At 43.9% G+C, this 20,517-nt stretch carries 22 protein-coding genes; 17 read left to right on the forward strand and 5 right to left on the reverse strand.

The window, feature by feature from the left end:
* Nucleotides 1-96: 96 nt before the first annotated feature.
* The 3 genes from MKY54_RS13280 to MKY54_RS13290 are packed head-to-tail and all read left to right on the forward strand — an operon-like array spanning nucleotide 97 to nucleotide 2,421.
* Nucleotides 97-933, forward strand: coding sequence for an amino acid ABC transporter substrate-binding protein (locus tag MKY54_RS13280; protein WP_076183478.1), 837 nt, complete (start codon nucleotides 97-99; stop codon nucleotides 931-933).
* A 53-nt stretch (nucleotides 934-986) separates the two neighbouring features.
* A complete protein-coding gene (locus MKY54_RS13285; protein WP_076125956.1) occupies nucleotides 987-1,655 on the forward strand; it encodes an amino acid ABC transporter permease in 669 nt (222 codons plus the stop codon).
* 13 nt (nucleotides 1,656-1,668) lie between these two features.
* Nucleotides 1,669-2,421, forward strand: coding sequence for an amino acid ABC transporter ATP-binding protein (locus MKY54_RS13290; protein WP_076125957.1), 753 nt, complete (start codon nucleotides 1,669-1,671; stop codon nucleotides 2,419-2,421).
* Nucleotides 2,422-2,516: 95 nt separating this feature from the next.
* On the opposite strand, the gene MKY54_RS13295 is transcribed toward MKY54_RS13290, so the two are convergent.
* Entirely contained in the window at nucleotides 2,517-3,173 is a 657-nt protein-coding gene (locus MKY54_RS13295; protein ID WP_076125959.1) for an S-layer homology domain-containing protein, read from the reverse strand.
* A gap of 318 nt (nucleotides 3,174-3,491) precedes the next feature.
* Between MKY54_RS13295 and MKY54_RS13300 the strand changes: the two genes are divergently transcribed.
* Nucleotides 3,492-3,971 carry a transcriptional repressor gene (locus MKY54_RS13300; RefSeq protein ID WP_036686314.1) on the forward strand — a complete coding sequence of 160 codons (480 nt, stop codon included), beginning with the start codon at nucleotides 3,492-3,494 and terminating at the stop codon, nucleotides 3,969-3,971.
* A 73-nt stretch (nucleotides 3,972-4,044) separates the two neighbouring features.
* Here the strand turns inward: MKY54_RS13300 and MKY54_RS13305 are convergent, their stop codons facing one another.
* A complete protein-coding gene (locus MKY54_RS13305; protein ID WP_076125960.1) occupies nucleotides 4,045-4,725 on the reverse strand; it encodes a TIGR00266 family protein in 681 nt (226 codons plus the stop codon).
* A gap of 162 nt (nucleotides 4,726-4,887) precedes the next feature.
* Between MKY54_RS13305 and MKY54_RS13310 the strand changes: the two genes are divergently transcribed.
* Nucleotides 4,888-5,094 (forward strand): hypothetical protein, encoded by a 207-nt coding sequence (locus MKY54_RS13310; RefSeq protein ID WP_076125962.1) that lies wholly within the window; start codon nucleotides 4,888-4,890, stop codon nucleotides 5,092-5,094.
* Between the two features lie 61 nt (nucleotides 5,095-5,155).
* Nucleotides 5,156-5,887, forward strand: a complete 732-nt coding sequence (locus MKY54_RS13315) for a class I SAM-dependent methyltransferase (protein ID WP_076218191.1) — start codon at nucleotides 5,156-5,158, stop codon at nucleotides 5,885-5,887.
* Nucleotides 5,888-5,992: 105 nt separating this feature from the next.
* Here the strand turns inward: MKY54_RS13315 and MKY54_RS13320 are convergent, their stop codons facing one another.
* On the reverse strand, nucleotides 5,993-6,811 hold the full coding sequence (locus MKY54_RS13320) for an AraC family transcriptional regulator (RefSeq protein WP_076135544.1): 819 nt from the start codon (nucleotides 6,809-6,811) through the stop codon (nucleotides 5,993-5,995).
* Between the two features lie 277 nt (nucleotides 6,812-7,088).
* Between MKY54_RS13320 and MKY54_RS13325 the strand changes: the two genes are divergently transcribed.
* The 6 genes from MKY54_RS13325 (at nucleotide 7,089) to MKY54_RS13350 (ending at nucleotide 12,349) form a co-directional block, all read left to right on the forward strand.
* The gene (locus MKY54_RS13325) at nucleotides 7,089-7,856 is read left to right on the forward strand and encodes a sugar phosphate isomerase/epimerase (protein ID WP_076125967.1); all 768 of its coding nucleotides are present in this window, start codon (nucleotides 7,089-7,091) and stop codon (nucleotides 7,854-7,856) included.
* On the forward strand, nucleotides 7,849-8,946 hold the full coding sequence (locus tag MKY54_RS13330) for a Gfo/Idh/MocA family oxidoreductase (RefSeq protein WP_036686323.1): 1,098 nt from the start codon (nucleotides 7,849-7,851) through the stop codon (nucleotides 8,944-8,946). The genes MKY54_RS13325 and MKY54_RS13330 overlap by 8 nt, the downstream gene beginning before the upstream one ends.
* Nucleotides 8,947-8,968: 22 nt before the next feature.
* On the forward strand, nucleotides 8,969-10,039 hold the full coding sequence (locus MKY54_RS13335) for a Gfo/Idh/MocA family oxidoreductase (protein WP_076125969.1): 1,071 nt from the start codon (nucleotides 8,969-8,971) through the stop codon (nucleotides 10,037-10,039).
* A 34-nt stretch (nucleotides 10,040-10,073) separates the two neighbouring features.
* Complete coding sequence (locus MKY54_RS13340; RefSeq protein ID WP_339190717.1) at nucleotides 10,074-11,042, forward strand: sugar phosphate isomerase/epimerase; 969 nt, start codon at nucleotides 10,074-10,076, stop codon at nucleotides 11,040-11,042.
* Nucleotides 11,043-11,047: 5 nt separating this feature from the next.
* Nucleotides 11,048-12,019: an aminoglycoside phosphotransferase family protein gene (locus MKY54_RS13345; RefSeq protein ID WP_076301955.1), complete on the forward strand. Its 972-nt coding sequence runs from the start codon at nucleotides 11,048-11,050 to the stop codon at nucleotides 12,017-12,019.
* A 72-nt stretch (nucleotides 12,020-12,091) separates the two neighbouring features.
* Nucleotides 12,092-12,349, forward strand: coding sequence for a DUF2164 domain-containing protein (locus MKY54_RS13350; protein WP_076125970.1), 258 nt, complete (start codon nucleotides 12,092-12,094; stop codon nucleotides 12,347-12,349).
* A 19-nt stretch (nucleotides 12,350-12,368) separates the two neighbouring features.
* Here MKY54_RS13350 and fabV read toward each other — a convergent pair whose 3' ends face one another.
* Nucleotides 12,369-13,559, reverse strand: a complete 1,191-nt coding sequence (gene fabV, locus MKY54_RS13355) for an enoyl-ACP reductase FabV (RefSeq protein WP_076275831.1) — start codon at nucleotides 13,557-13,559, stop codon at nucleotides 12,369-12,371.
* Nucleotides 13,560-13,703: 144 nt separating this feature from the next.
* Here fabV and MKY54_RS13360 point away from each other — a divergent pair, with 144 nt between their 5' ends.
* From MKY54_RS13360 to MKY54_RS13375, 4 genes are all read left to right on the forward strand, one after another.
* Nucleotides 13,704-14,702: an aminoglycoside phosphotransferase family protein gene (locus MKY54_RS13360; protein ID WP_256716492.1), complete on the forward strand. Its 999-nt coding sequence runs from the start codon at nucleotides 13,704-13,706 to the stop codon at nucleotides 14,700-14,702.
* A 67-nt stretch (nucleotides 14,703-14,769) separates the two neighbouring features.
* Nucleotides 14,770-15,309, forward strand: a complete 540-nt coding sequence (locus tag MKY54_RS13365) for an HXXEE domain-containing protein (RefSeq protein WP_076125975.1) — start codon at nucleotides 14,770-14,772, stop codon at nucleotides 15,307-15,309.
* A gap of 139 nt (nucleotides 15,310-15,448) precedes the next feature.
* On the forward strand, nucleotides 15,449-16,516 hold the full coding sequence (locus MKY54_RS13370; protein WP_076125977.1) for an ABC transporter ATP-binding protein: 1,068 nt from the start codon (nucleotides 15,449-15,451) through the stop codon (nucleotides 16,514-16,516).
* Nucleotides 16,517-16,705: 189 nt separating this feature from the next.
* Nucleotides 16,706-18,172 carry a family 43 glycosylhydrolase gene (locus MKY54_RS13375; RefSeq protein ID WP_076219163.1) on the forward strand — a complete coding sequence of 489 codons (1,467 nt, stop codon included), beginning with the start codon at nucleotides 16,706-16,708 and terminating at the stop codon, nucleotides 18,170-18,172.
* A gap of 84 nt (nucleotides 18,173-18,256) precedes the next feature.
* On the opposite strand, the gene fabF is transcribed toward MKY54_RS13375, so the two are convergent.
* Nucleotides 18,257-19,495, reverse strand: coding sequence for a beta-ketoacyl-ACP synthase II (gene fabF / locus MKY54_RS13380; RefSeq protein WP_339190721.1), 1,239 nt, complete (start codon nucleotides 19,493-19,495; stop codon nucleotides 18,257-18,259).
* Nucleotides 19,496-19,622: 127 nt separating this feature from the next.
* Between fabF and MKY54_RS13385 the strand changes: the two genes are divergently transcribed.
* Nucleotides 19,623-20,483 (forward strand): helix-turn-helix transcriptional regulator, encoded by an 861-nt coding sequence (locus tag MKY54_RS13385; RefSeq protein WP_076125982.1) that lies wholly within the window; start codon nucleotides 19,623-19,625, stop codon nucleotides 20,481-20,483.
* Nucleotides 20,484-20,517 lie beyond the last annotated feature (34 nt).

A 20,517-nucleotide genomic window follows, 5' to 3' on the forward strand; every position in this document is an offset into this window, starting at 1 on the left:
ATGTACATAATCGGAAAAAAGTATTGACGATCATGTGATGGCAGTGTACTATTCAATTTACCGGAAAAAAACCGGATAGAGAGAGGGGATTTAATAATGAAAAAATGGAGTTTAACTATTATATTGGCGTTAACCGTGGTCCTTGTAGCGGCTTGCGGCAATAATTCGAATACCAATACGGCTGCTGAACCAACAGCTGGAACGAATGGTGGAGCAGCATCTTCAGCGCAAAACAGTTTGGAGGCTGTGAAGGCCAGCGGCAAATTGCGGATAGGTACAGAAGGGACTTATGCACCTTTTACTTATCATGACACTGCGGGGAAATTGACGGGTTTTGACGTGGAAATTGCCGAAGAAGTAGCCAAACGTTTAGGTGTTGAAGCAGAATTTTTTGAAACTCAGTGGGATGGTATTTTTGCTGGGATGGATGCGAAACGGTTTGATGTCATTTTTAATGAAGTTTCCATTAACGAAGATCGCAAAGTGAAATATGATTTCTCTGAACCCTATATTGTATCCAAGGCAGTATTGATCGTGAGCGAAAACAATGAGGATATTAAGACCTTTGCTGATCTAAAGGGTAAAAAAGCCGGACAATCCCTGACCAGTAACTTATCCGACATCGCTCGTGAGAACGGTGCTGAAATCGTAGCTACGGACGGTTTCAATCAAGCGATGGATCTGCTGACTTCGGGACGTATTGATGCAACTGTGAATGATGGCTTGTCTTATCTGGATCTGAAAAAACAAAAACCAGATGCAAAAATTAAAGTGGTTGATGAGATTCCTGAAGGCTCACAAAGTGCTGCGGTATTCCTGAAAGGCAATGATGAGCTGGTGAATGCGGTCAGTGATGCGATTAAAGAGATGAAAAGTGATGGAACGTACTTGAAAATTTCCGAGAAATACTTTGGAGCTGACGTTTCAAAATAATACAAGGCTAGCAAGGCTAATTAAGCCTAGAAGCTAAAAAGGATGTCTGAATAATGGATGACCGCAAAATACAAATTTTCTTAGATACACTGCTACCCCTGCTTAAAGCCGGGGTGGCTTTTACCATTCCGTTGGCGCTACTTTCCTTTGTGCTTGGATTGATTTTGGCGATCCTAACCGCGTTGGCACGTCTTTCACCGTGGGTAATTCCGAAGCTAATCGCCCGTTTTTATGTATGGGTCATTCGGGGAACCCCGTTGTTAGTGCAGCTATTTATTATATTTTATGGTTTGCCGGCTGTTGGTATTGTACTCGACCCTTTCATTGCCGCCACCATTGGATTTACCCTTAGCGTAGGGGCTTATTCATCGGAAATCGTACGCGCTGCTATCCTGTCGATACATAAAGGCCAGTGGGAAGCTGCCTTCTCAGTCGGGATGACTCGTGGGCAGGCTCTGCGCCGCGTAATTCTGCCACAAGCTGCACGCGTTTCTGTACCGCCGTTATCCAATTCTTTTATTAGCTTGGTCAAAGATACATCGCTTGCAGCGATCATCACCTATACGGAGATGTTTAGAACTGCTCAGCAGGTAGCCTCTACCACTTATGAGCCTCTGTTGGTATACTCCGAAGCAGGATTGTTTTATTTAGTGTTCTGTTCTGTGCTGTCGGTGCTGCAAAATTACTTGGAGAAACGACTCGATCGTTACTCTGCGACCTAAAGGAGAGATACTTGTGATTGAAATCATTAATTTGCATAAATCCTTCGGCGCACTCCAAGTGTTAAAGGGTATTGATCTGAAAATGGAGCATGGAAAGGTACTTGTCATTATTGGGCCATCCGGCTCCGGAAAGACCACACTGCTGCGCTGTTTTAATCTGTTGGAAATCCCGGATCAAGGCAGCCTGTCACTCGGGGATATCACCATCAATTTTACAGATCATAAGAAAATTCCTCAGAATTCCGTATTGGCCCTTCGGCAGAAAACAGGGATGGTCTTTCAATCGTATAATTTATTCCCGCATATGACTGCGCTTGGCAATGTGATGGAGGGACAGGTAACTGTCCTGAAGCGATCCAAGGAAGAAGCGCGTAAGCGGGGGCTTCAGCTGCTGACTAAGGTGGGTTTGGCTGATAAAGCTGATAACTATCCACATCAGCTGTCAGGTGGACAACAGCAGAGAGTGGCCATCGCCCGGGCTATGGCAGTAGATCCAGAAGTGTTACTGTTTGATGAGCCCACTTCGGCGCTCGATCCCGAGCTGGTAGGGGAAGTGCTCAAGGTTATCAAACAATTAGCAGCAGAAGGTATGACTATGGTGATTGTGACCCACGAGATGAAATTTGCCGCCGATGTAGCGGACCGGATCATTTTGATGGATGGCGGTCATATCTTAGAGCATGGAACTCCGCAAGAAGTGCTGGAGCATCCGAAGAATCCCCGGGCTCTGCAATTTCTGAATAGACTGAATGGTGAAGAAGAGTAGAAAGACAATATACAAGAAAAAGCAGCTCGGGAATCATCCGGAGCTGCTTTTTCTTGTGTAGATTATTCAAATGAGAAGAGTAACTGAAATTTGGCTTATCCTCCAGTTTTCAGGAACTCCAAAGCGTTGTAGAGCATAATCGCTGCTTCGGCACGGGTGAGTTCGCTTTTTGGATTAAACTTTCCGTTAGCGTCTAGAGTATTGATCTTGTATTTCAGGGAGCGCTGAATACTGCCTTGATATGCAGGGGTCAGTGACGCTTCATCGGCGATATCTACTGGAACGATATTGATCATCGGCAGATTACCAACGCCTTCGATCGCTTGCACTAGATAGTTAGTGAATTGCTCTTTGGTCATAATTAGGCTAGGATCAATGTCTTTTGGAAGCTTAACTTGATTGTAATAAGCATTGATAAAGGCTTCAGCGTACCAGGCTTTGTCTTTTACTTTTGTGAACAAGCCGCTGGCAACAGGAGCTTTGTTAAAGTCAATGGCTGCGAGGCTGAGCTGGAGACCGCCGGAGATAAACTGAATCCCTTGGGCTGTAGTTACCTTAGAGCCAGGGAGAAATTGAGATTCGCTGACACCTTTAATTAACCCTTGATTTTTTAAAGAAATGATTTTTTCTTTGCCGTTTATGTTATCAATATCCTTAAAGGTGTTCCCAGCTGCAAACATCTGACCACCCAAAGAAAAGGAGAAAATGGCTACGGTTGTGATCGCTGCTAGTGTGCTCTTTTTCATGTTCATGTCTTTTCACCTCGTTGTATGGATAGGCTCCTTAGCCTTTGTCACTCCTTTAACGTTGTAAATTATGGAAAGGTTGCGGTCTAATCTGTATTATTTCACGAAAAAGTAGATTTTAATAGAAATATGGGCCAGATTGGGGTGTAGTACTTTGGATAAGTGGCATGAAATGATATAATGATGTCAGGCTCTTTTCATTCGTGGTTAATTTTGTTATGATTATATCGTAACGATTACTATTTATGGTTTGTCTTAACTGCATAAATAGGAGCGTCTCAGAGGGTACGGATGTTAAATCGTTCCGGGAAGGTAGGAGACCAAATGGATCAAATATCAAATATCAGTCAATTGTTTGCGGCGCAAAAATATAAATTAACGCCTCAGCGTGAAGCTATAGTGAACGTTCTGCTCGACAATGAGAAGGATCATTTAAGCGTAGAAGAAGTATATATGCTTGTTAAGAACAGCTATCCACATCTGGGCCTGGCAACGGTATACCGTACACTTGAGCTTTTATGTGAGCTACACATTGTAGAGAAGATGAACTTCGGAGACGGAGTTGCCCGTTACGATTTGCGCGGGAACGATCATTCGCATATGCATCATCATTTGATATGCAGCGTATGCGGTCGGTTGGAGGAAATTAAGGACGACTGGCTTGTGGAGCTGGAGAGAAGAGTGGAACGTGAATATGGCTTTAACGTCACGGATCACCGCCTTGACTTCAAGGGTACTTATGGAACATGTAAACGTACTGGCTGCAAAAAAGCAAAAGCAGAAGCAGATAAAGCAGTCTCGTAAGATTGCTTTCTAACCTAAAGACACAGGCTTTCTCTAAGCCTGTGTCTTTTTTGATTACTGCGTTCTAGGAAGTCTAGCTTCGAGTAGGTACAAAGGATTTGATCCACGTTCCGAAACTGCCAGGGTTACGGCTCTGAACGAGAATTACACCTTCTCCACGGAAGCGGCAGACAAGTGCTTCACCACTAGTTATGCTGTTAAGCCAGCCAGAGGCTGCCTTTTCCACCTTGTAGTCCATATAGTCTGGCCATGCTACGAGGTGTCCGTTATCGATAATCATTTCTTCACCAGGTCCTAAATTTATTGCATGGATAGCACCGAAGGAAGACAGGAACACCGTTCCTCTGCCACTGATTTCTACAATGAAGAAGCCTTCACCGGAGAAGAGCCCTCTGGTTAAATTCTGCATTTTAGTATTTACTTGAATGCCTTCAGTTCCGGCGAGAAATCCGTCTTTTTGAACTAACAGTTTATACGATCCGTCTAATTCTATCGCCTGAATATCGCCGAGTGATCCAGGCGACAGCAATACCTCACTTTGACCACGGGTCGCTTTAAGTTCTTGAAAGAAGAATTTCTCACCGCTCAGCATTCTCCCGAGACCGCGCATTAAACCACCATCCACGGTTCCTTTTAATTCTACGTTAGGTGACATCGCGACCATTGCGCCCATTTCAGCCTTTACGCTTTCACCGGGATTTAATTGGACCTTTAACATAGCAAAAGCACCTTCATACAAAACCTGGTAATTCATCCTTTAAACCTCCGCATCTATTTAGATAAGATAGAATACTAGCTTTGCTCTAAGTGTAACGGAATTCTTGCTTCGCTCATAGTCTGGAATATGTTAAAATGAAGTTGTCTTATAGATGTAAGATCTATAATCATTCACCCATGAATAGGAGAGTGGTGTCACATGGCACGAACCAAGACACAAAAAGCCTTGCGTAAGGCAGAGCGCTCCGGAGCCTGGTGCGCAGCACAGAGTCGTAGATTGAATAGTGATTATGGAGCCATTTCACAGCATGTACGATTAACACCAAGCAAGCAGGAACAATTGAATAAGAATAGATATAAGGGGCAGATCTTCCAAGATGATGCTCCTTTTTTATTGGCTATTTGATAAGAGAACATCGCTCAGCGTATAGTAATTGAAGAAATAATATATAGGAGATGTATCCCTGATGAAACAAAATAAATATGACGATTCGAATTTCTTCTCCGCCTACCAGCAAATGCCCCGTTCTATTGGAGGGCTTGCAGCAGCAGGAGAATGGCATGTATTAAAGGCGCTTCTTCCAGACTTACATAATAAAAGTGTGCTTGATCTGGGCTGCGGCTTTGGCTGGCATTGCCTATACGCCCGTGAGCAGCAGGCGAGTTCAGTTATAGGTGTGGATATCTCTGAAAAAATGCTGCAACAGGCGCGTGAAAAAACGAACGATCCTGCTATAACTTATATCCAGCTGCCGATTGAGGACATTGATTTTGCGAGCGAGCAATTTGATGTGGTTCTCAGTTCATTGGCTTTCCACTATATTGAATCTTTTGCAGCCATCTGCCGAAAGGTGCATTCGTTTCTTAAGCCTGGCGGGAGTTTTATTTTTTCAGTGGAGCATCCAATCTTTACTTCACGTGAAGAGCAAGACTGGTATGCCGATGAGCAAGGAAACCGCCTGCATTGGCCCGTAGATCATTATCAATCAGAAGGACTTCGTGAAACTAAATTCTTAACAGAAAATGTGATTAAATACCATCGCACGATTTCCACCTACTTTAATGACCTGATTGAAGCTGGCTTTACTATTAAAGCGGTTAAAGAACCAAAGCCTTCAGCAGAAATGAGTAATGATCCATGGATGAAGGATGAGGAACGTAGACCGATGTTCCTGATCATTTCGGCTGTAAAAGAATAATCTCATGCTCACGAGTTATGTTCGAATATAGAAGCAGGGGTTGTCCTAAAAGTAGCTTTTTCTACTAAGGGACAACCCTTTTGCAATGAAACGGGCTTTCTTCATTTACACCTGTTCTCTGCTGTGCACACGATATTCTCTTGGTGACATCCCGAAACGACTTCGGAAGACCCGGTGAAAATAGGTGTAGTTCGCAAAACCACAAGTTTCTGCTACTTGCTCCAGCGGCATGGGACTGAAGGTTATCCGTTCTCTGGCCATTTCCAGTCGGACATCGTTTACATATTTAATAATACTGGTCCCAAAGGCTTCCTTAAATAAATGAACGGCCCGCGAGACGGATATACCCACAAAACCTGCTACATCTTCCAATAGAAAGGGTAGGGTTGCGTGCTCCTCAACATATTGCTTCATTCGGTATGCCAGATAACCTTTTGGAGTAATAGCTGGCTGGTCTGTAATTAGCCGGTCGATTTCCATACATAGAATTTGCAGATAGCAGGCAGATATTTCTGGAGAGAAGTCGGAAAGTCGACGGTGCTCCAGAATCAATTGGCGAAACAAGCCAAGAAAATTCTCACTAAGCGGCACACTTAGGCGAGTGGGTCTTTGTGAACGTTGCCACCATTCATCAATCCATGTTCCTCCGCAAAAGATATGATAATCTCCGCTTTCAATTCGTGGCTTGCCTACAGGGTACTCTTCTTTATCTATGATCAAATAGTAAGGATCATTTGGAGCGAATAACATAATATCCCCGCTTTCCACAGGTGACATTACACCATCGATCAATGCACGGCTTCTTCCTTCTGTTTGCAGACGTATAAGAAAGTTCTGGTTCCCTTGACTTTGAGACATATGAAAAGGCTTGCGATGAAAAGAAAATCCGGCTGATAATACGTGACAGGTAGCAGAATGTGTCATAGGTCCTCCTGGGTGTATTGAAATGATAAGCAGATTGTTCATGTTTTAATCATATTATTCATTTTAATATATACGCTTTCATATTACTATGTAGCTAAGCAATAAAGAAAGAAATCGACCATCAACGCTAGAAACAGTCGGTATTAGCTGTGCTTACAAGAATGACAGTTTAAGGAAACTGATGAGAATCAGATTAGTCAATTCTGTTACAGCATTATTGTTCAAGTGATTGTCACTACAGAAAGCCAACTTTAAATCCAATTGGAGTGATTCGAAAATGCTGAAGATAGGCCTGCAATTGTATACGCTCAGAGAAGAACTGGAACAGGATTTTGAAGGGACACTGCGTAAAGTAGCAGCCCTTGGTTATAAAGGTGTGGAGTTTTTCCATTACTTCGGCCGTAGCGCAGCAGAAGTCAAACAATTGCTTGATGAACTTGGACTAGTAGCGCTGGGCGCACACCGTCCCTATGACGCGTTGTTGAATGATACAGAGGCAGAGATCGCGTACAACCTGGAGATTGGAAATCATCATCTAATTGTGCCGTATCTGTCAGAAGAACAACGTAACTATGAAGAAGTTGCTGCGAATCTGAAGATTATTGGAGAAAAGTGTAAGGCGCGTGGAGCGGTTCTTTTGTACCATAATCATGACTTTGAGCTAACTGATCGATATGGTGACCGTACAGCGTTTGACGGTTTGTTTGAAGAGGTGCCGGCTGATTTGCTGCAAGTTGAAATGGATACATGCTGGGTACATCACGCAGGTTATGATGCCGTAGAATATATCAACAAATACGCTGGCCGGTTGCCAATCATCCATCTTAAAGATTTGAAGAAACATGAGGATGGTTCACCGGAAACGGTTGTTCTAGGCGAAGGAGAAGTAAACCTTACAGCAATTCTTGATGCGGCTGTACAGGCAAAGGTAGAGTGGGCGGTAGTGGAGCAGGATTATTGCAGCCGTTCACCATTAGGAAGTGTAGAAGATAGTTTGAAATGGGTAAAAGCATACGCTAATCAAGGGGGAAATGTTCATGTCTAAAAAGTTGAGAATTGCTATTGTCGGTTGCGGTGGAATTGCTAATGGAAAACATATGCCAAGTTTGTCACGTCAAGCAGATGCTGAAATGGTAGCCTTCTGTGATATCGTCGAAGAACGTGCACAGGAAGCAGCAAAAACCTATGGTGCTGAAGGCGCGGCTGTATATACAGATTATCAAGAGCTTTTGAAAGCCGGAGGATTCGATATCGTGCATGTATGTACACCGAATGACAGTCACTCCGTGATCACAATCGCAGCATTGGAAGCTGGCAATCATGTAATGTGTGAGAAGCCAATGGCGAAGACTACAGCTCAAGCACAGGAAATGTTAGAGGCTGCCAAACGTACAGGCATGAAATTGTCTGTAGCTTATCAGAACCGTTATCGTGCGGATAGTGAATATCTTAAAGACGTTTGTGAAAACGGTGAGCTTGGTGAGATCTATTATGCAAAAGCGATTGCCGTTCGTCGTCGTGCGGTTCCTACATGGGGCGTATTCCTGGATGAAGAAAAGCAAGGCGGCGGTCCGCTGATCGATATCGGTACGCATGCGCTTGATCTAACATTATGGATGATGGACAATTATAAACCGCGTAGTGTTATGGGCTCGACTTTCCATAAGCTTGGTAACCGTAAAAACGGCGGAAATGCTTTTGGTCCATGGGACCCTGAACAATTTAAAGTAGAAGATTCAGCATTTGGATTTATTACCATGGAAAATGGTGCTACAATTGTACTGGAATCAAGCTGGGCTCTTAATGTATCTGAATTTGGAGAAGCGAAGACGCTCCTAGCAGGTACAGAGGGTGGCGCAGATATGAAGGACGGGTTACGCTTAAATGGTGACCGTGGTGGCCGTCTATACGAGACTAAAATTGACTTGTCCGCAGGGGGAGTAGCTTTCTTTAACGGAGGACAAGAGAGTGAATCCGATCGTGAAGCTCGCTTGTGGCTTGAAGCAGTTCGGGAAGATAAAGAACCAGTAGTTAAACCTGAACAAGCCCTTGTCGTTACCCAAATTTTGGAGGCTATTTACGAATCTTCCCGTACAGGTCGTGCTGTGTATTTTGACGGAACATCAGATAACTAAACGAGAAGCAGGTGTGAAGTTCATGAGTTCAAACAGACATTCTGTAGTCATTGTTGGTTTTGGAGGAATGGGAAGTTATCACGCAGGATTGATAAAAGAGACCTCTACCTTAATCGTAGTTGGAACGTACGATGTGCTTGAAGCACGTCGTACCAATTCCAACGACGCTGGCTACAAGGCGTACCAAAGTTATGAAGAAGTATTGGCAGATTCTTCGGTCGAAATTATTCTAATTGCCACACCGAACGATGTGCACAAAGAAATTGCGATTCGTGCATTACAAGCTGGCAAACATGTCATTTGTGAGAAGCCAGTTGCTCTATCTAAGGTTGAATTTCAAGAAATACTGGCGGCGGCTGATCAAGCTGGACGTGTGTTTATGGTGCATCAGAACAGACGTTGGGATGAAGATTTTTTAACCATCAAAAAAATGTACGACGAGGAGACGATTGGATCCCTATTCCAGATCGAATCCCGCGTGCACGGAGCGAACGGAATTCCTGGTGACTGGCGTCATGTTAAGGCACAAGGCGGAGGGATGCTGCTGGATTGGGGCGTTCACTTATTGGACCAGCTATTATTCATGATTGATAGCAAAATTACCAGTGTGAGCAGTAGTCTAAGCTTTATTTTAGGAAACGATGTCGATGATGGTTTTGAAGCTATTCTGCAATTTGAGAATGGAATTAAAGCGATCGTAGAGGTTGGGACGACTAACTTTATTACATTGCCAAGATGGTATGTGAAGGGTATCGAAGGCACTGGAATTATTGAAGACTGGTCTTTAACTGGAAGATTGGTGACCAGAAATAACGCAGGTGAAAAAATCGAACCGAAGCCGATTCGTGCAGGTGTAGGACTAACTAAAACTATGGCACCTCCATCGGAGGGGGCAACGATCACTGAGGAATTACCTCAGCCGTCGGAGTTAAGCTCTAGCTTTTATGATAATTTCGCTGCTGTCATTGAGGGAACTGCAGAACCTATCGTTAAGAACGCTGAGGTTATGCGGGTACAGAATTTGATTGAAGTTATTTTTGAAGCTGCTGAGAGTAATCAAGTGGTGAAGAATTTTGATATCTACGATAAATAATAAGTAAACTATTTCCTAGAGGAGGTGGCCTACAATGAAACTTGGAGTATTTATGGTCTTGTTTGGAGGTCGTAAGCTGGAGGATGCTCTTGATTACGTAGTATCCAAAGGGCTAAAGGCGGTAGAAATCGGTACGGGAGGCAATCCTGGCAACAGCCACTGCGACCCTAGAATGCTGCTGGAGAATGAAACAGCCTTACAAGAATTCAAACATGCCGTGGAATCTCGCGGACTTACAATCAGTGCTTTGAGCTGCCACGGTAACCCATTGCACCCGCAAAAAGAACTTGCTCAAAAGGATCATGAGGATTTCGTAAACTCGGTCAAATTGGCGCAGAAGCTAGGGGTTCCGGTTGTGAATACCTTCTCTGGATGTCCTGGAGATCATGAGGGTGCTAAATATCCGAACTGGCCTGTAGCTCCATGGCCCAATGATTATCAAGAAATTCTGGACTGGCAATGGGAGAACAAGGTTATTCCTTATTGGAAAGAATGGGGTGCCTTTGCCGCTCAGCATGATGTAAAGGTAGGTCTTGAGCTGCATGGCGGATTCTCTGTACACACACCAGGTACTCTGCTGCGGCTGAGAGAAGCAGCAGGTGAAGTGATCGGTGCGAACCTTGATCCGAGTCACATGTGGTGGCAAGGAATTGATCCTGTGCAAGCGATTCATATTTTGGGACGCCAAGGTGCAATCCATCACTTCCATGCGAAGGATACCGTTATTGATCCTGTGAATGTCAATATGCACGGATTAACTGATATGCAGTCGTATACCAAGATGCTTGACCGTGCTTGGCAGTTCCGTTCTGTCGGCTTTGGACATGATCTTAAGACTTGGGCTGACATTATTAGTGCACTTCGTTTGGTTGGGTATGACTATGTGGTTAGTATTGAGCATGAAGATGGGCTGATGTCTATTGAAGAAGGTTTCTCCAAAGCTGTAAGTAACCTTCAACAAGTATTGATTGAGGAGCCACTGACAGAAATGTGGTGGGTTTAAACGAAATGGAGAGCTTCACGAAAGTTAAATTAAATGATGAACAGCTGGATATTTTGGTGAAAGCGGTTTTCGGTTCAGAAACTGCGGTTAACCTTAGTTCAGAACTTACGGGAGGCTTTTTTAATACAGCCTATGATTTGGAACTCAGCACTGGGAAATCTGTCATTCTAAAGGTTGCCCCTGCTGTAGAGACAGATACGTTAAGTTATGAGAAGAACATTATGCGAACTGAAGTGGAAGCTCTCCGTATGGTTGCAGATAAGGGTGTTGTGCCCGTGCCTGCCGTCTACCATTATGATGAAAGTCTGCTGCTTATTCCTATTCCGTATTTCTTTATGGAGAAGGTGGAGGGCCAGCCCTACAGTGATGTAAAGGAGAGTCTTTCGCTTCCGGAGAGAGACGCTATCGAAACTGAGCTGGGGCGTTACAATCGCATAATCAATGAGATACGCGGAGAACGTTTTGGCATTTTTGGAACGGATTCAGAGGAGCCAAGAGCCTCGTGGAGAGAGACCTTTTCATGCCTGATGGAAAGTGTACTTGCTGATGCCAAGAGGCTGAATGCACAGCTCCCTGCGTCCAGTGAAGAGATTATGCAGGAGGTTTCCAAGTATCTCCCTGCATTAGATGCCGTAACCGAGCCACGACTGGTGCATTGGGATTTATGGAATGGGAATGTATTTGTGAAGGATGGAGTCATCGTATCGCTGATTGACTGGGAGAGAGCCCTATGGGGCGATGTGCTGATGGAGTATTATTTTAGGCATTTTGAGAATTCTGCCAGTTTCTATAAGGGGTACGGAACAACCTACGACAGTCCGAACGAGATTCAGCGGAAGAAGCTTTATGATCTTTATCTTGATCTTATTCTTGCTATCGAATGTTATTCACGCAAATATGCAGACGAAGGTTATGTCCGTTGGACGCATGATAACTTGACTGAGGGTTGGAACCGTTTTAAAGGCAGCAGTGAATAAAGGTTATAGGTGTGAAAAATGACGTGCGAAAGCACGTCATTTTCCTGTATCTAATTAGATTGGAGGATTACCATGCAGCCGTTAAAAATACCGAGAGAACATAAGCTTCAGATTACAGCTAGTATTCAAGAATATTTTGACACAGAGCTGTCCAGTGAAATTGGGCAATTAGCCAGCGAGAACCTTCTCGATTTTATGCTCAAAGAACTTTCGCCTTATATTTACAATCAAGCGTTGGCAGATGCACGAAAAATGATTGAGCAAAAGATGATTTCTCTGGAAGAGGAGATTTATGCTCTCGAACAACCCTTATCCTCAGGCAGAAGATAATCCAAAAACACGATTAATTTTAGCGCAGATTTATAACAGTTACGTCTGGATCAGTATCAGCTTCGTAATCTACACCTTCAGTCTCGAATCCAAATAGCTGGAAGAATTCCTGTTTATAGCTATGCAGATCCGTTAGGTCGTAGATATTGTCTGAAGTAAGCTGGTCCCAGATTTCTATAACTTCTTGCTGGACTGCCGGAGACAATTCCCAATCATCTATACGGATACGCCCTTCTTCATCCACAGGAGTTCCTTTCGCTGCGTAGAGATGTTCAGCAAACAACCGATAGGTTTGCTCAATACAACCTTCATGAAGACCGTGCTCTTTCATGACTTTGTAAAGGGCGGAAATATAGAGGGGCACGACAGGAATCGCCGAGCTGGACTGTGTGACAAGACCTTTTGTGACCGCTACATAAGCTCTACCGTGAGTAACAGATAACGCTTCGTTAAGTGTTCTTGCCGTAGCTTCGAGATGGTCTTTAGCAAGTCCAATCGTTCCCTGGCGATATACGGCTTGAGTAAGCTCTGATCCGATATACGAATAAGCAATAGTGGTTGCGTGATCAGCTAATACTCCGGCTTGCTGGAGTGCTTCTATCCATAACTGCCAATCATCACCGCCCATCACCCGTACGGTATCATGAACTTCCTTATCGGTCGCGGGTTCGATGGAGATTTGAGTGACTTCACCCGTATGAAAATTTACAGTTTTGTTGGTAAAGGTGTCGCCAATAGGTTTGAGAACAGAGTTATATACTTCACCTGTCTCCGGGTCTGTACGGCGCCCAGAAGCAACACTGTAGATGACCAAATCGACTTGTCCTAATTCGCTGCGGATCAGCTGAATCGTTCTTTCTTTGGTCTCTTTGGAGTAAGCATCTCCCGTAACGCTGTAGGATTGCAGGCCTGCAGACTCCGCAAGTTGTTCGAAGGCGGCGGAATTGTACCACCCAGCAGAGGCTGTACGGGCTCCATTGCTGCTGCTCGGCCGATATACGCCTACTGTGCTGGCTCCAGCCCCAAAGGCGGCTGTAACCCGTGAGGCGAGGCCGTAGCCTGTGGATGCGCCAATGACAAGTACCTTCCGGGGTCCTTTGATCGCGGGTTGTGCCTTAATATACTCAATTTGCCGCTCGACTTGACGAGCGCAGCCTTGCGGATGTGCGGTTGTACATATAAAGCCACGTGTTCTAGGTTTTATGATCATAATAATAGTTTCCTCTCTTTCATGAAAAGCAGCTAATGATACGTGTTATTTCTAATTTTAACAATTTTCATTCCAATGGAGAAGGATTGTTTATCTTTCTTATATCAAATACAATGAATCCCGGGCTTTTATGAGGTTGGATTTTTGCATTTTTACTTAACTCTGTATGGTGGTGAAGTCTTGGAAAGTCAGACTAAAACAAAATTGACGGTTGAGCAGCAGGACATCCTGGTGGGTGCTGCTTTTGGAAGCCATGTGAAAATCATTCAAAGTACGGAATTGACGGGAGGTTATTTCAACGCAGCTTATGACCTCCTATTGTCAGATGGCAGAGCTACGATCCTTAAAATATCGCCATCCGATGAGACAGACACGCTAAGTTACGAGCACGATATCATGGCTACAGAGGTTGCGGCAATGCAGCTAATGAAGTCTAAAGGAACGGTACCTGTGCCTGAGGTATACGCTTATGATAACAGCAGAAATTTAATATCTAGTGACTTTTTTTTCATGGAGAAAATAATCGGCCAGCCCTATAATGAAATTAAGGAAGAGCTTAGTCCGCAGCAAAGAAGTTGTATTGAGGAAGAATTAGGTCGTTATAGCCGGATTATCAATGAGATTCAAGGGGATCATTTCGGATTATTTAATGTATCCTCGAAGATAAAGGGGACTTCTTGGCGGGAAACCTTTCAAAATTTGATTGGCAACCTCCTTGATGATGCTCGGCGCTTAGAGGCAAAGATGCCCATTCCTTTAGAAAAGATTGAGGCGGAGATCAACAGCCGTATACATGTGATGGATGTGGTCACTGAGCCACGTTTAGTTCACTGGGATCTATGGGATGGGAATGTGTTTGTGCGAGAGGGAAGCATTGTTGCCTTAATCGATTGGGAACGGGCGTTATGGGGCGATCACCTTATGGAATATTATTTTCGCTATATTGAGGATTCTGAGCATTTCTGTAGAGGTTATGGGGACAGCTTTGATAGCCCTAATGAATGTGTACGCAAAAAGCTCTACGACTTATATATCGATTTAATTTATTTCATTGAGTGTTATTCGCGTAAATACGATAGCCAAGGCCATTTCCAGTGGGCACAGGATAATCTGCTGGAAGGTTGGGAACGTTTCATGGGTTAGGACATTTTCAGCAAGATTACAACATAAGAAGGTAAGGAGGCTGAGCAGGAGAAGGGAGAGGATTCTCATGTTTGAGTGGCTAAGTGTACATATAGATATCGTAAGTTTGCTGTGGCTGTTGCCGATCCTATTTATGTTTCATGATTTTGAAGAAATATTAACGATTGAAGCATGGGGGGCAAAGTATAGAACCAGGTTAGAGGACGCTATTCCTTCGTTTATGCGCAAGACGTATCATTCGATGTTACAAATGACTACACGTAATTTTGCAATGGACGTATTATTCGTGTATATTTTTATAGTGACGGTAACTTGTATTGCAGTATTCTTTTCTAATTACTTATTGTACTTGGCAGTGCTTGCGGTATTTTTCTTACATGTATTTACTCATCTAGGACAGACGATATATTTAAAGATATATACACCAGGGGTAGTTACAGCAGTACTAGTAGTTCTTCCCTATTCTCTTTATGCGTATTATCGACTATTGAATGACAACTTGGTATCCCTTGGAGATATCGGATGGTCTCTGCTGTTAGTTCTTTTGCTGCTTCCGCCAATATTGTGGTTGTTAGTGAAGAATAGAACTCGCATTAAACAGAACTAGTACATAAGGCTGCTGCTGGCCATATCTTTTTCAGAAAAATCTTGACTAGAACCCTTAGAACTAGATAAAATAATACTTATTGCTTACAACTTGGTGAGAATCATTATCATAATTGACGAGGAAATGAGAGGGTGACAAGATGGAGCGCCTTTTAGAGGTAAAAGATCTAGCGATATCATTCAAAACACACGGTGGAGAAGTACAAGCGATCCGTGGTGTTAGCTTCCATGTAGATAAAGGTGAAACTCTAGCGATAGTTGGGGAATCCGGTTCCGGTAAAAGTGTAACTTCACAAGCGGTAATGAAGTTAGTTCCAACGCCGCCAGGAGAATATAAACGTGGACAAATTTTATTTGATGGACAAGATTTGATCGGTAAGTCTGAGAAGCAAATGCAGAAGATTCGTGGTAAAGAGATCGGTATGATTTTTCAGGATCCGATGACTTCCTTGAACCCGATGATGAAGGTCGGCAGACAAATTACTGAAGTACTGCACAAACATGAGAAAATCTCCAAAGAAGCTGCCAATAAACGTGGGGTTGAACTGCTTACGCTAGTAGGTATTCCTTCACCAGAGCGCCGCTTCAATCAATATCCGCATGAGTTCAGTGGCGGTATGCGTCAACGTGTCGTTATCGCAATGGCACTTGCAGCAAACCCTAAGCTTCTGATTGCGGATGAGCCAACTACAGCGCTCGACGTTACCATTCAGGCACAGATTCTTGACCTGATGAAGGAATTGCAGAAGAAGATTGATACGGCGATTATTTTTATCACCCATGATCTTGGTGTTGTAGCAAGAATGGCGGATCGTGTAGCAGTAATGTATGCCGGACAAATTGTTGAAATGGGAACTGCAGAAGAGATCTTCTACGATCCAAGACATCCTTACACTTGGGGATTGCTTGCGTCCATGCCAAGTTTAGAGAGCAAAGGTTCTTTGCTTACCGCTATTCCTGGTACCCCTCCAGATTTGATCAAACCGCCTAAGGGTGATGCCTTCGCACTTCGCAGCACCTATGCTATGCAAATCGATATGGAGAAAGAGCCTCCAATGTATAAGGTTTCGGATACCCATATGGTGAAGTCTTGGTTAATGCATCCGATGGCACCTAAGGTGGAACCACCAACAGTCGTTAAGAATAGACAACGTATACTTAAGAACGCTTATCCAGAGCCAGTTTTAGTGCAAGAAGGCGCTAAGTAAGCAACTTGTTTTAACTAAATAATAAGAGGAAACGCTAGGCCATTTAGTTGGCTTAGCGTTTTTTTTATTTTCTACAATGTTCACTATTATTTAAATAAATATGAATTAATACGAACTTAATTAAATAAAAGGGTTGACTATTTATCGTTTTCATCTCAAAATGAAAAGGCATACATAGGGGGTATAACGATGAAGAAGATAATTATTACTACTTTACTTAGTGTTTCATTATTAGCTGTAACCGCGTGCAACAACGACACGGCTAATTCTGGCAACATAAACAGCGGACCTGAGCCTGTTCAGCCTGTCTTCAAGAATGTTTCTGTACATGATCCTTCCATTATTTTGGCTGATAATAAGTACTATGTGTTTGGCTCGCATTTGGCTTCTGCTAAATCCGACGACCTGATGTCCTGGACTCAATTGTCCTCAGGAGTTGTTGATGGAAACGTACTCATCCCGAATGTCAAAGAGGAATTAAAAGAGGCCTTGACCTGGGGAAAGACGGACACTTTATGGGCACCGGATGTCATTCAATTGGCGGATGGCAAATATTATATGTATTACAACGCGTGTAAAGGTGATTCCCCATTATCAGCACTTGGTATAGCCGTGTCAGACCAGATTGAAGGTCCTTATAAGAACAAAGGGATCTTCTTAAAGTCCGGTATGGTGGGCGTAGGCGATGACGGAGAAACTTATGATGCCACACAAAAGCCGAATGTTGTAGATCCGGATGTGTTCTTTGATAAAGAAGGAAGATTGTGGATGGTGTATGGTTCTTATTCCGGTGGTATTTTTATTATGGAACTGGATACAAGCACAGGATTCCCACTGCCAGATCAAGGTTATGGCAAAAAGCTTCTAGGCGCAAATCATGCGCGGATAGAAGCTCCCTATATGCTGTACAGTCCTGAGACGGATTACTACTACCTGTTCCTATCCTACGGGGGGCTGGCTGCTGATGGCGGATATAACATCCGTGTAGCTCGCTCGAAGACACCTGATGGACCATTTGAAGATTCTGAGGGCCAGGATATGATCGATTCACAGGGCACAGCTGGCGTATTGTTTGATGATCCTGCTTATGCTCCTTACGGAGTTAAACTCATGGGGAATTTCGAATTCCTGAATAATGACGATGAGCTCCCAGTAAGTGGGGAAGGATATGTATCACCAGGACATAACTCCGCATTTTACGATGAAGAGACTGGCAAGTATTATTTGATCTTCCATACACGGTTCCCGAATCGTGGTGAAAAGCATGAGGTTAGAGTACACCAGATGTTCATGAACGCTGATGGCTGGCCGGTGGTCGCACCACACCGTTATGGTGGCGAGACCATTGATAAATATACGAAAGAGCAAATCGCAGGCGAATACAAATATGTGAATCATAATAAAGAAATTACGGCAGATATCGTGCAATCGGAGCTAATTCAATTGACGAAGAGTGGTAAAATCAAAGGCGCAGTAAAGGGCAAGTGGAAGCTTATCGACGATCATACTGCAGAGTTAACGATAGGTGGTTCTACTTATAAGGGTGTGTTCCTGAAAGAGTGGAATGAAGCTACAGCCAGTAATGTTATGACGTTCACCGCGGTTTCTAATGAAGGGATCTCTATCTGGGGAAGTCATGTATCACCTTCGGAATAAGATAGTTTAAAAGGATTAACAGCAGAAGGGGTTTCAACTAGTCATGTGTAATGGCTAAGTTGAAACCCCTTTTATAATGTAGGATTAGTCTACGAACTTTCGGATCACAATAACAGCATTATGGCCGCCGAAGCCAAATGAATTGGAGATGCCTATTTCGAGATTAGCTTTTCGTGCATTGTTAGGTACGTAATCTAAATCACAGATGGAATCAGGCGTGCCCTGATTGATGGTAGGAGGAATGATCCCTTCTTGGATACTCTTAACTAAAGCGATGGCTTCTAAGCCGCCAGCGGCCCCTAAAGCATGTCCAGTCATGGACTTATTAGCGGTTACGGGGATGTGGTAGGCATGCTCGCCAAATAATTTTTTAATCGCTAGGGTTTCAGAATGGTCTCCTACTACTGTACTTGTCGCATGCGCACTGATTACATCTACGTTGTGGGGCTGGAGATTAGCTTCATTTAGCGCTAACTTCATAGCTTGATAGGCACCAATCCCCTCTGGATGAGTGGCAACCATATGATAAGCATCAGAGCTAGCACCATACCCGATCACTTCACCGTGAATCTTGGCGTTTCTACGCTGAGCATGGGAGAGTGACTCAAGAATGACTATGCCGCCACCTTCACCGATTACAAAGCCATCCCGTCCTCCATCGAAAGGGCGGCTCGCTTTAGTAGGCTCTTCATTTCGTGTAGATAAAGAGGTGGCATTCCCGAAGCTGGCCAACGAGATTTCAGTAATAGCAGCTTCAGAACCCCCGGCTATAACAATGTCCGCACCGCCATAACGAATTAAACGGAAGGCCTCACCAATCGCAGTATTTCCAATAGAACAAGCTGTTACTGGAGACATGGTCGGGCCGAGAGCTCCAAATTTAATGCTGATCATCGCCGCAGCCATATTGGAGATCATCATGGGAATTAAGGTAGGGCTGACTCGATCAGGTCCACGCTCTTTCAGGACCGTACCTTGATCCATCAAGGTCTGAATTCCTCCAACACCAGATCCTACATAAACGCCAAGTCTCTCCTTGTCAATCTTATCAAGCTGGAGGCCAGAATGTTTCCAAGCCTCTTCAGTAGCTGCGAGGGCAAACTGACTGAATCTGTCCATTCGCCGTGCCTCTTTACGCCCAAATCTGCCCTCTGCATCGAAATCACGTACTTCGCCGGCAATTCTCGTCTTAAAACCTGTTGTATCAAATGAAGTGATCGGGGATATACCCGATTCACCAGAAATTAGCCGATCCCAAAATTGTTCGATTGTATTTCCAAGTGGTGAGATTAAGCCCATGCCTGTAATCACTACGCGTTCCATAATGAACCTCCTCAGCTAGTGTATACTAGTATTTTTCCACTTTATTTATCCTATTACAAGTTATCGTTTATCCTAGTATAATTTGTACTATACTAAAGGAACAGAAATCCCAAAGTGGAGGTAGCTTATGGCTAATCAAACAAGATTACAAGCATTATCCGATTTTTTGAAAGCACGTCGTGCGGCAATTTCACCAAGCTCTGTAGGCTTGCCAGAAGGCACACGCAGAAGAACGCCAGGACTCCGCAGGGAAGAGGTTGCACAGCTTGCAGGGGTAAGCAGTACCTGGTATACGTGGCTTGAACAAGGCAGAGATATAAAAGTCTCGTCCTCTGTTTTGGACTGTATTGCCACTGCACTTAGGCTGACTAAAGATGAGCGGAAGTATCTTTTTGCACTGGCTTTAGAAACTGGAACCGGAACCACACCCTATCCGCAAGATGAATCTTCCGTAATTAGTCCTTCGCTGCAGAAAATTTTACAGGAACTTAAATATTGTCCTACGATTATTTCTGATAGACGTTGCGGAATCGTCGGTTGGAATGAAGCTGCCGCCCATGTTTTTCTTGATTTCTCAAAGCTGCCTATCGAAGAGCGGAATATGATCCGATTGTTATTTGTTCGTAAGGAGTTTAGGCGCTTAGCAGTGAATTGGGAACAATTCGTCAGCGGTTATCTTTCTATCTTCAGAGCGTATTACGGACAGTATGTAGAGGATCATTGGTATGATGAATTTATAGAGGAATTGAAAGAATTGCATCCGGCTTTTAATGAGATGTGGGAGCAAAGTCGGGTTAGCTCGGCCCCGGATGTGTTACTAGAATTCAGACATGCCAAGGCGGGAAAAATGTTATTTCATCTAACCTCTTTGCAGGTTCATGGCAGTGCAGATTTACGCTGCAGCATCTATACTCCTGCGGGAGATTCGAATACTGAAACCAAGCTGAAGCAGCTTATGGAGCAGCATACAATAGAAGGATTAAGCTAGATTCACATAGAGAAGCATCCCTAGCTGAACTTCC

Source organism: Paenibacillus sp. FSL P2-0121 (assembly GCF_037975345.1).
In the GTDB taxonomy this organism is placed as follows: domain Bacteria; phylum Bacillota; class Bacilli; order Paenibacillales; family Paenibacillaceae; genus Paenibacillus_AQ; species Paenibacillus_AQ odorifer.

Excerpts from the sequence above, each read along its gene's own strand:
- MKY54_RS13280 (WP_076183478.1), top strand. The coding sequence starts at position 97 with ATGAAAAAATGGAGTTTAACTATTATATTGGCGTTAACCGTGGTCCTT.
- MKY54_RS13285 (WP_076125956.1), top strand. The coding sequence starts at position 987 with ATGGATGACCGCAAAATACAAATTTTCTTAGATACACTGCTACCCCTG.
- MKY54_RS13295 (WP_076125959.1), bottom strand. The coding sequence starts at position 3,173 with ATGAACATGAAAAAGAGCACACTAGCAGCGATCACAACCGTAGCCATT.
- MKY54_RS13300 (WP_036686314.1), top strand. The coding sequence starts at position 3,492 with ATGGATCAAATATCAAATATCAGTCAATTGTTTGCGGCGCAAAAATAT.
- MKY54_RS13305 (WP_076125960.1), bottom strand. The coding sequence starts at position 4,725 with ATGAATTACCAGGTTTTGTATGAAGGTGCTTTTGCTATGTTAAAGGTC.
- MKY54_RS13310 (WP_076125962.1), top strand. The coding sequence starts at position 4,888 with ATGGCACGAACCAAGACACAAAAAGCCTTGCGTAAGGCAGAGCGCTCC.
- MKY54_RS13315 (WP_076218191.1), top strand. The coding sequence starts at position 5,156 with ATGAAACAAAATAAATATGACGATTCGAATTTCTTCTCCGCCTACCAG.
- MKY54_RS13320 (WP_076135544.1), bottom strand. The coding sequence starts at position 6,811 with ATGACACATTCTGCTACCTGTCACGTATTATCAGCCGGATTTTCTTTT.
- MKY54_RS13325 (WP_076125967.1), top strand. The coding sequence starts at position 7,089 with ATGCTGAAGATAGGCCTGCAATTGTATACGCTCAGAGAAGAACTGGAA.
- MKY54_RS13330 (WP_036686323.1), top strand. The coding sequence starts at position 7,849 with ATGTCTAAAAAGTTGAGAATTGCTATTGTCGGTTGCGGTGGAATTGCT.
- MKY54_RS13335 (WP_076125969.1), top strand. The coding sequence starts at position 8,969 with ATGAGTTCAAACAGACATTCTGTAGTCATTGTTGGTTTTGGAGGAATG.
- MKY54_RS13340 (WP_339190717.1), top strand. The coding sequence starts at position 10,074 with ATGAAACTTGGAGTATTTATGGTCTTGTTTGGAGGTCGTAAGCTGGAG.
- MKY54_RS13345 (WP_076301955.1), top strand. The coding sequence starts at position 11,048 with ATGGAGAGCTTCACGAAAGTTAAATTAAATGATGAACAGCTGGATATT.
- MKY54_RS13350 (WP_076125970.1), top strand. The coding sequence starts at position 12,092 with ATGCAGCCGTTAAAAATACCGAGAGAACATAAGCTTCAGATTACAGCT.
- fabV (WP_076275831.1), bottom strand. The coding sequence starts at position 13,559 with ATGATCATAAAACCTAGAACACGTGGCTTTATATGTACAACCGCACAT.
- MKY54_RS13365 (WP_076125975.1), top strand. The coding sequence starts at position 14,770 with ATGTTTGAGTGGCTAAGTGTACATATAGATATCGTAAGTTTGCTGTGG.
- MKY54_RS13370 (WP_076125977.1), top strand. The coding sequence starts at position 15,449 with ATGGAGCGCCTTTTAGAGGTAAAAGATCTAGCGATATCATTCAAAACA.
- MKY54_RS13375 (WP_076219163.1), top strand. The coding sequence starts at position 16,706 with ATGAAGAAGATAATTATTACTACTTTACTTAGTGTTTCATTATTAGCT.
- fabF (WP_339190721.1), bottom strand. The coding sequence starts at position 19,495 with ATGGAACGCGTAGTGATTACAGGCATGGGCTTAATCTCACCACTTGGA.
- MKY54_RS13385 (WP_076125982.1), top strand. The coding sequence starts at position 19,623 with ATGGCTAATCAAACAAGATTACAAGCATTATCCGATTTTTTGAAAGCA.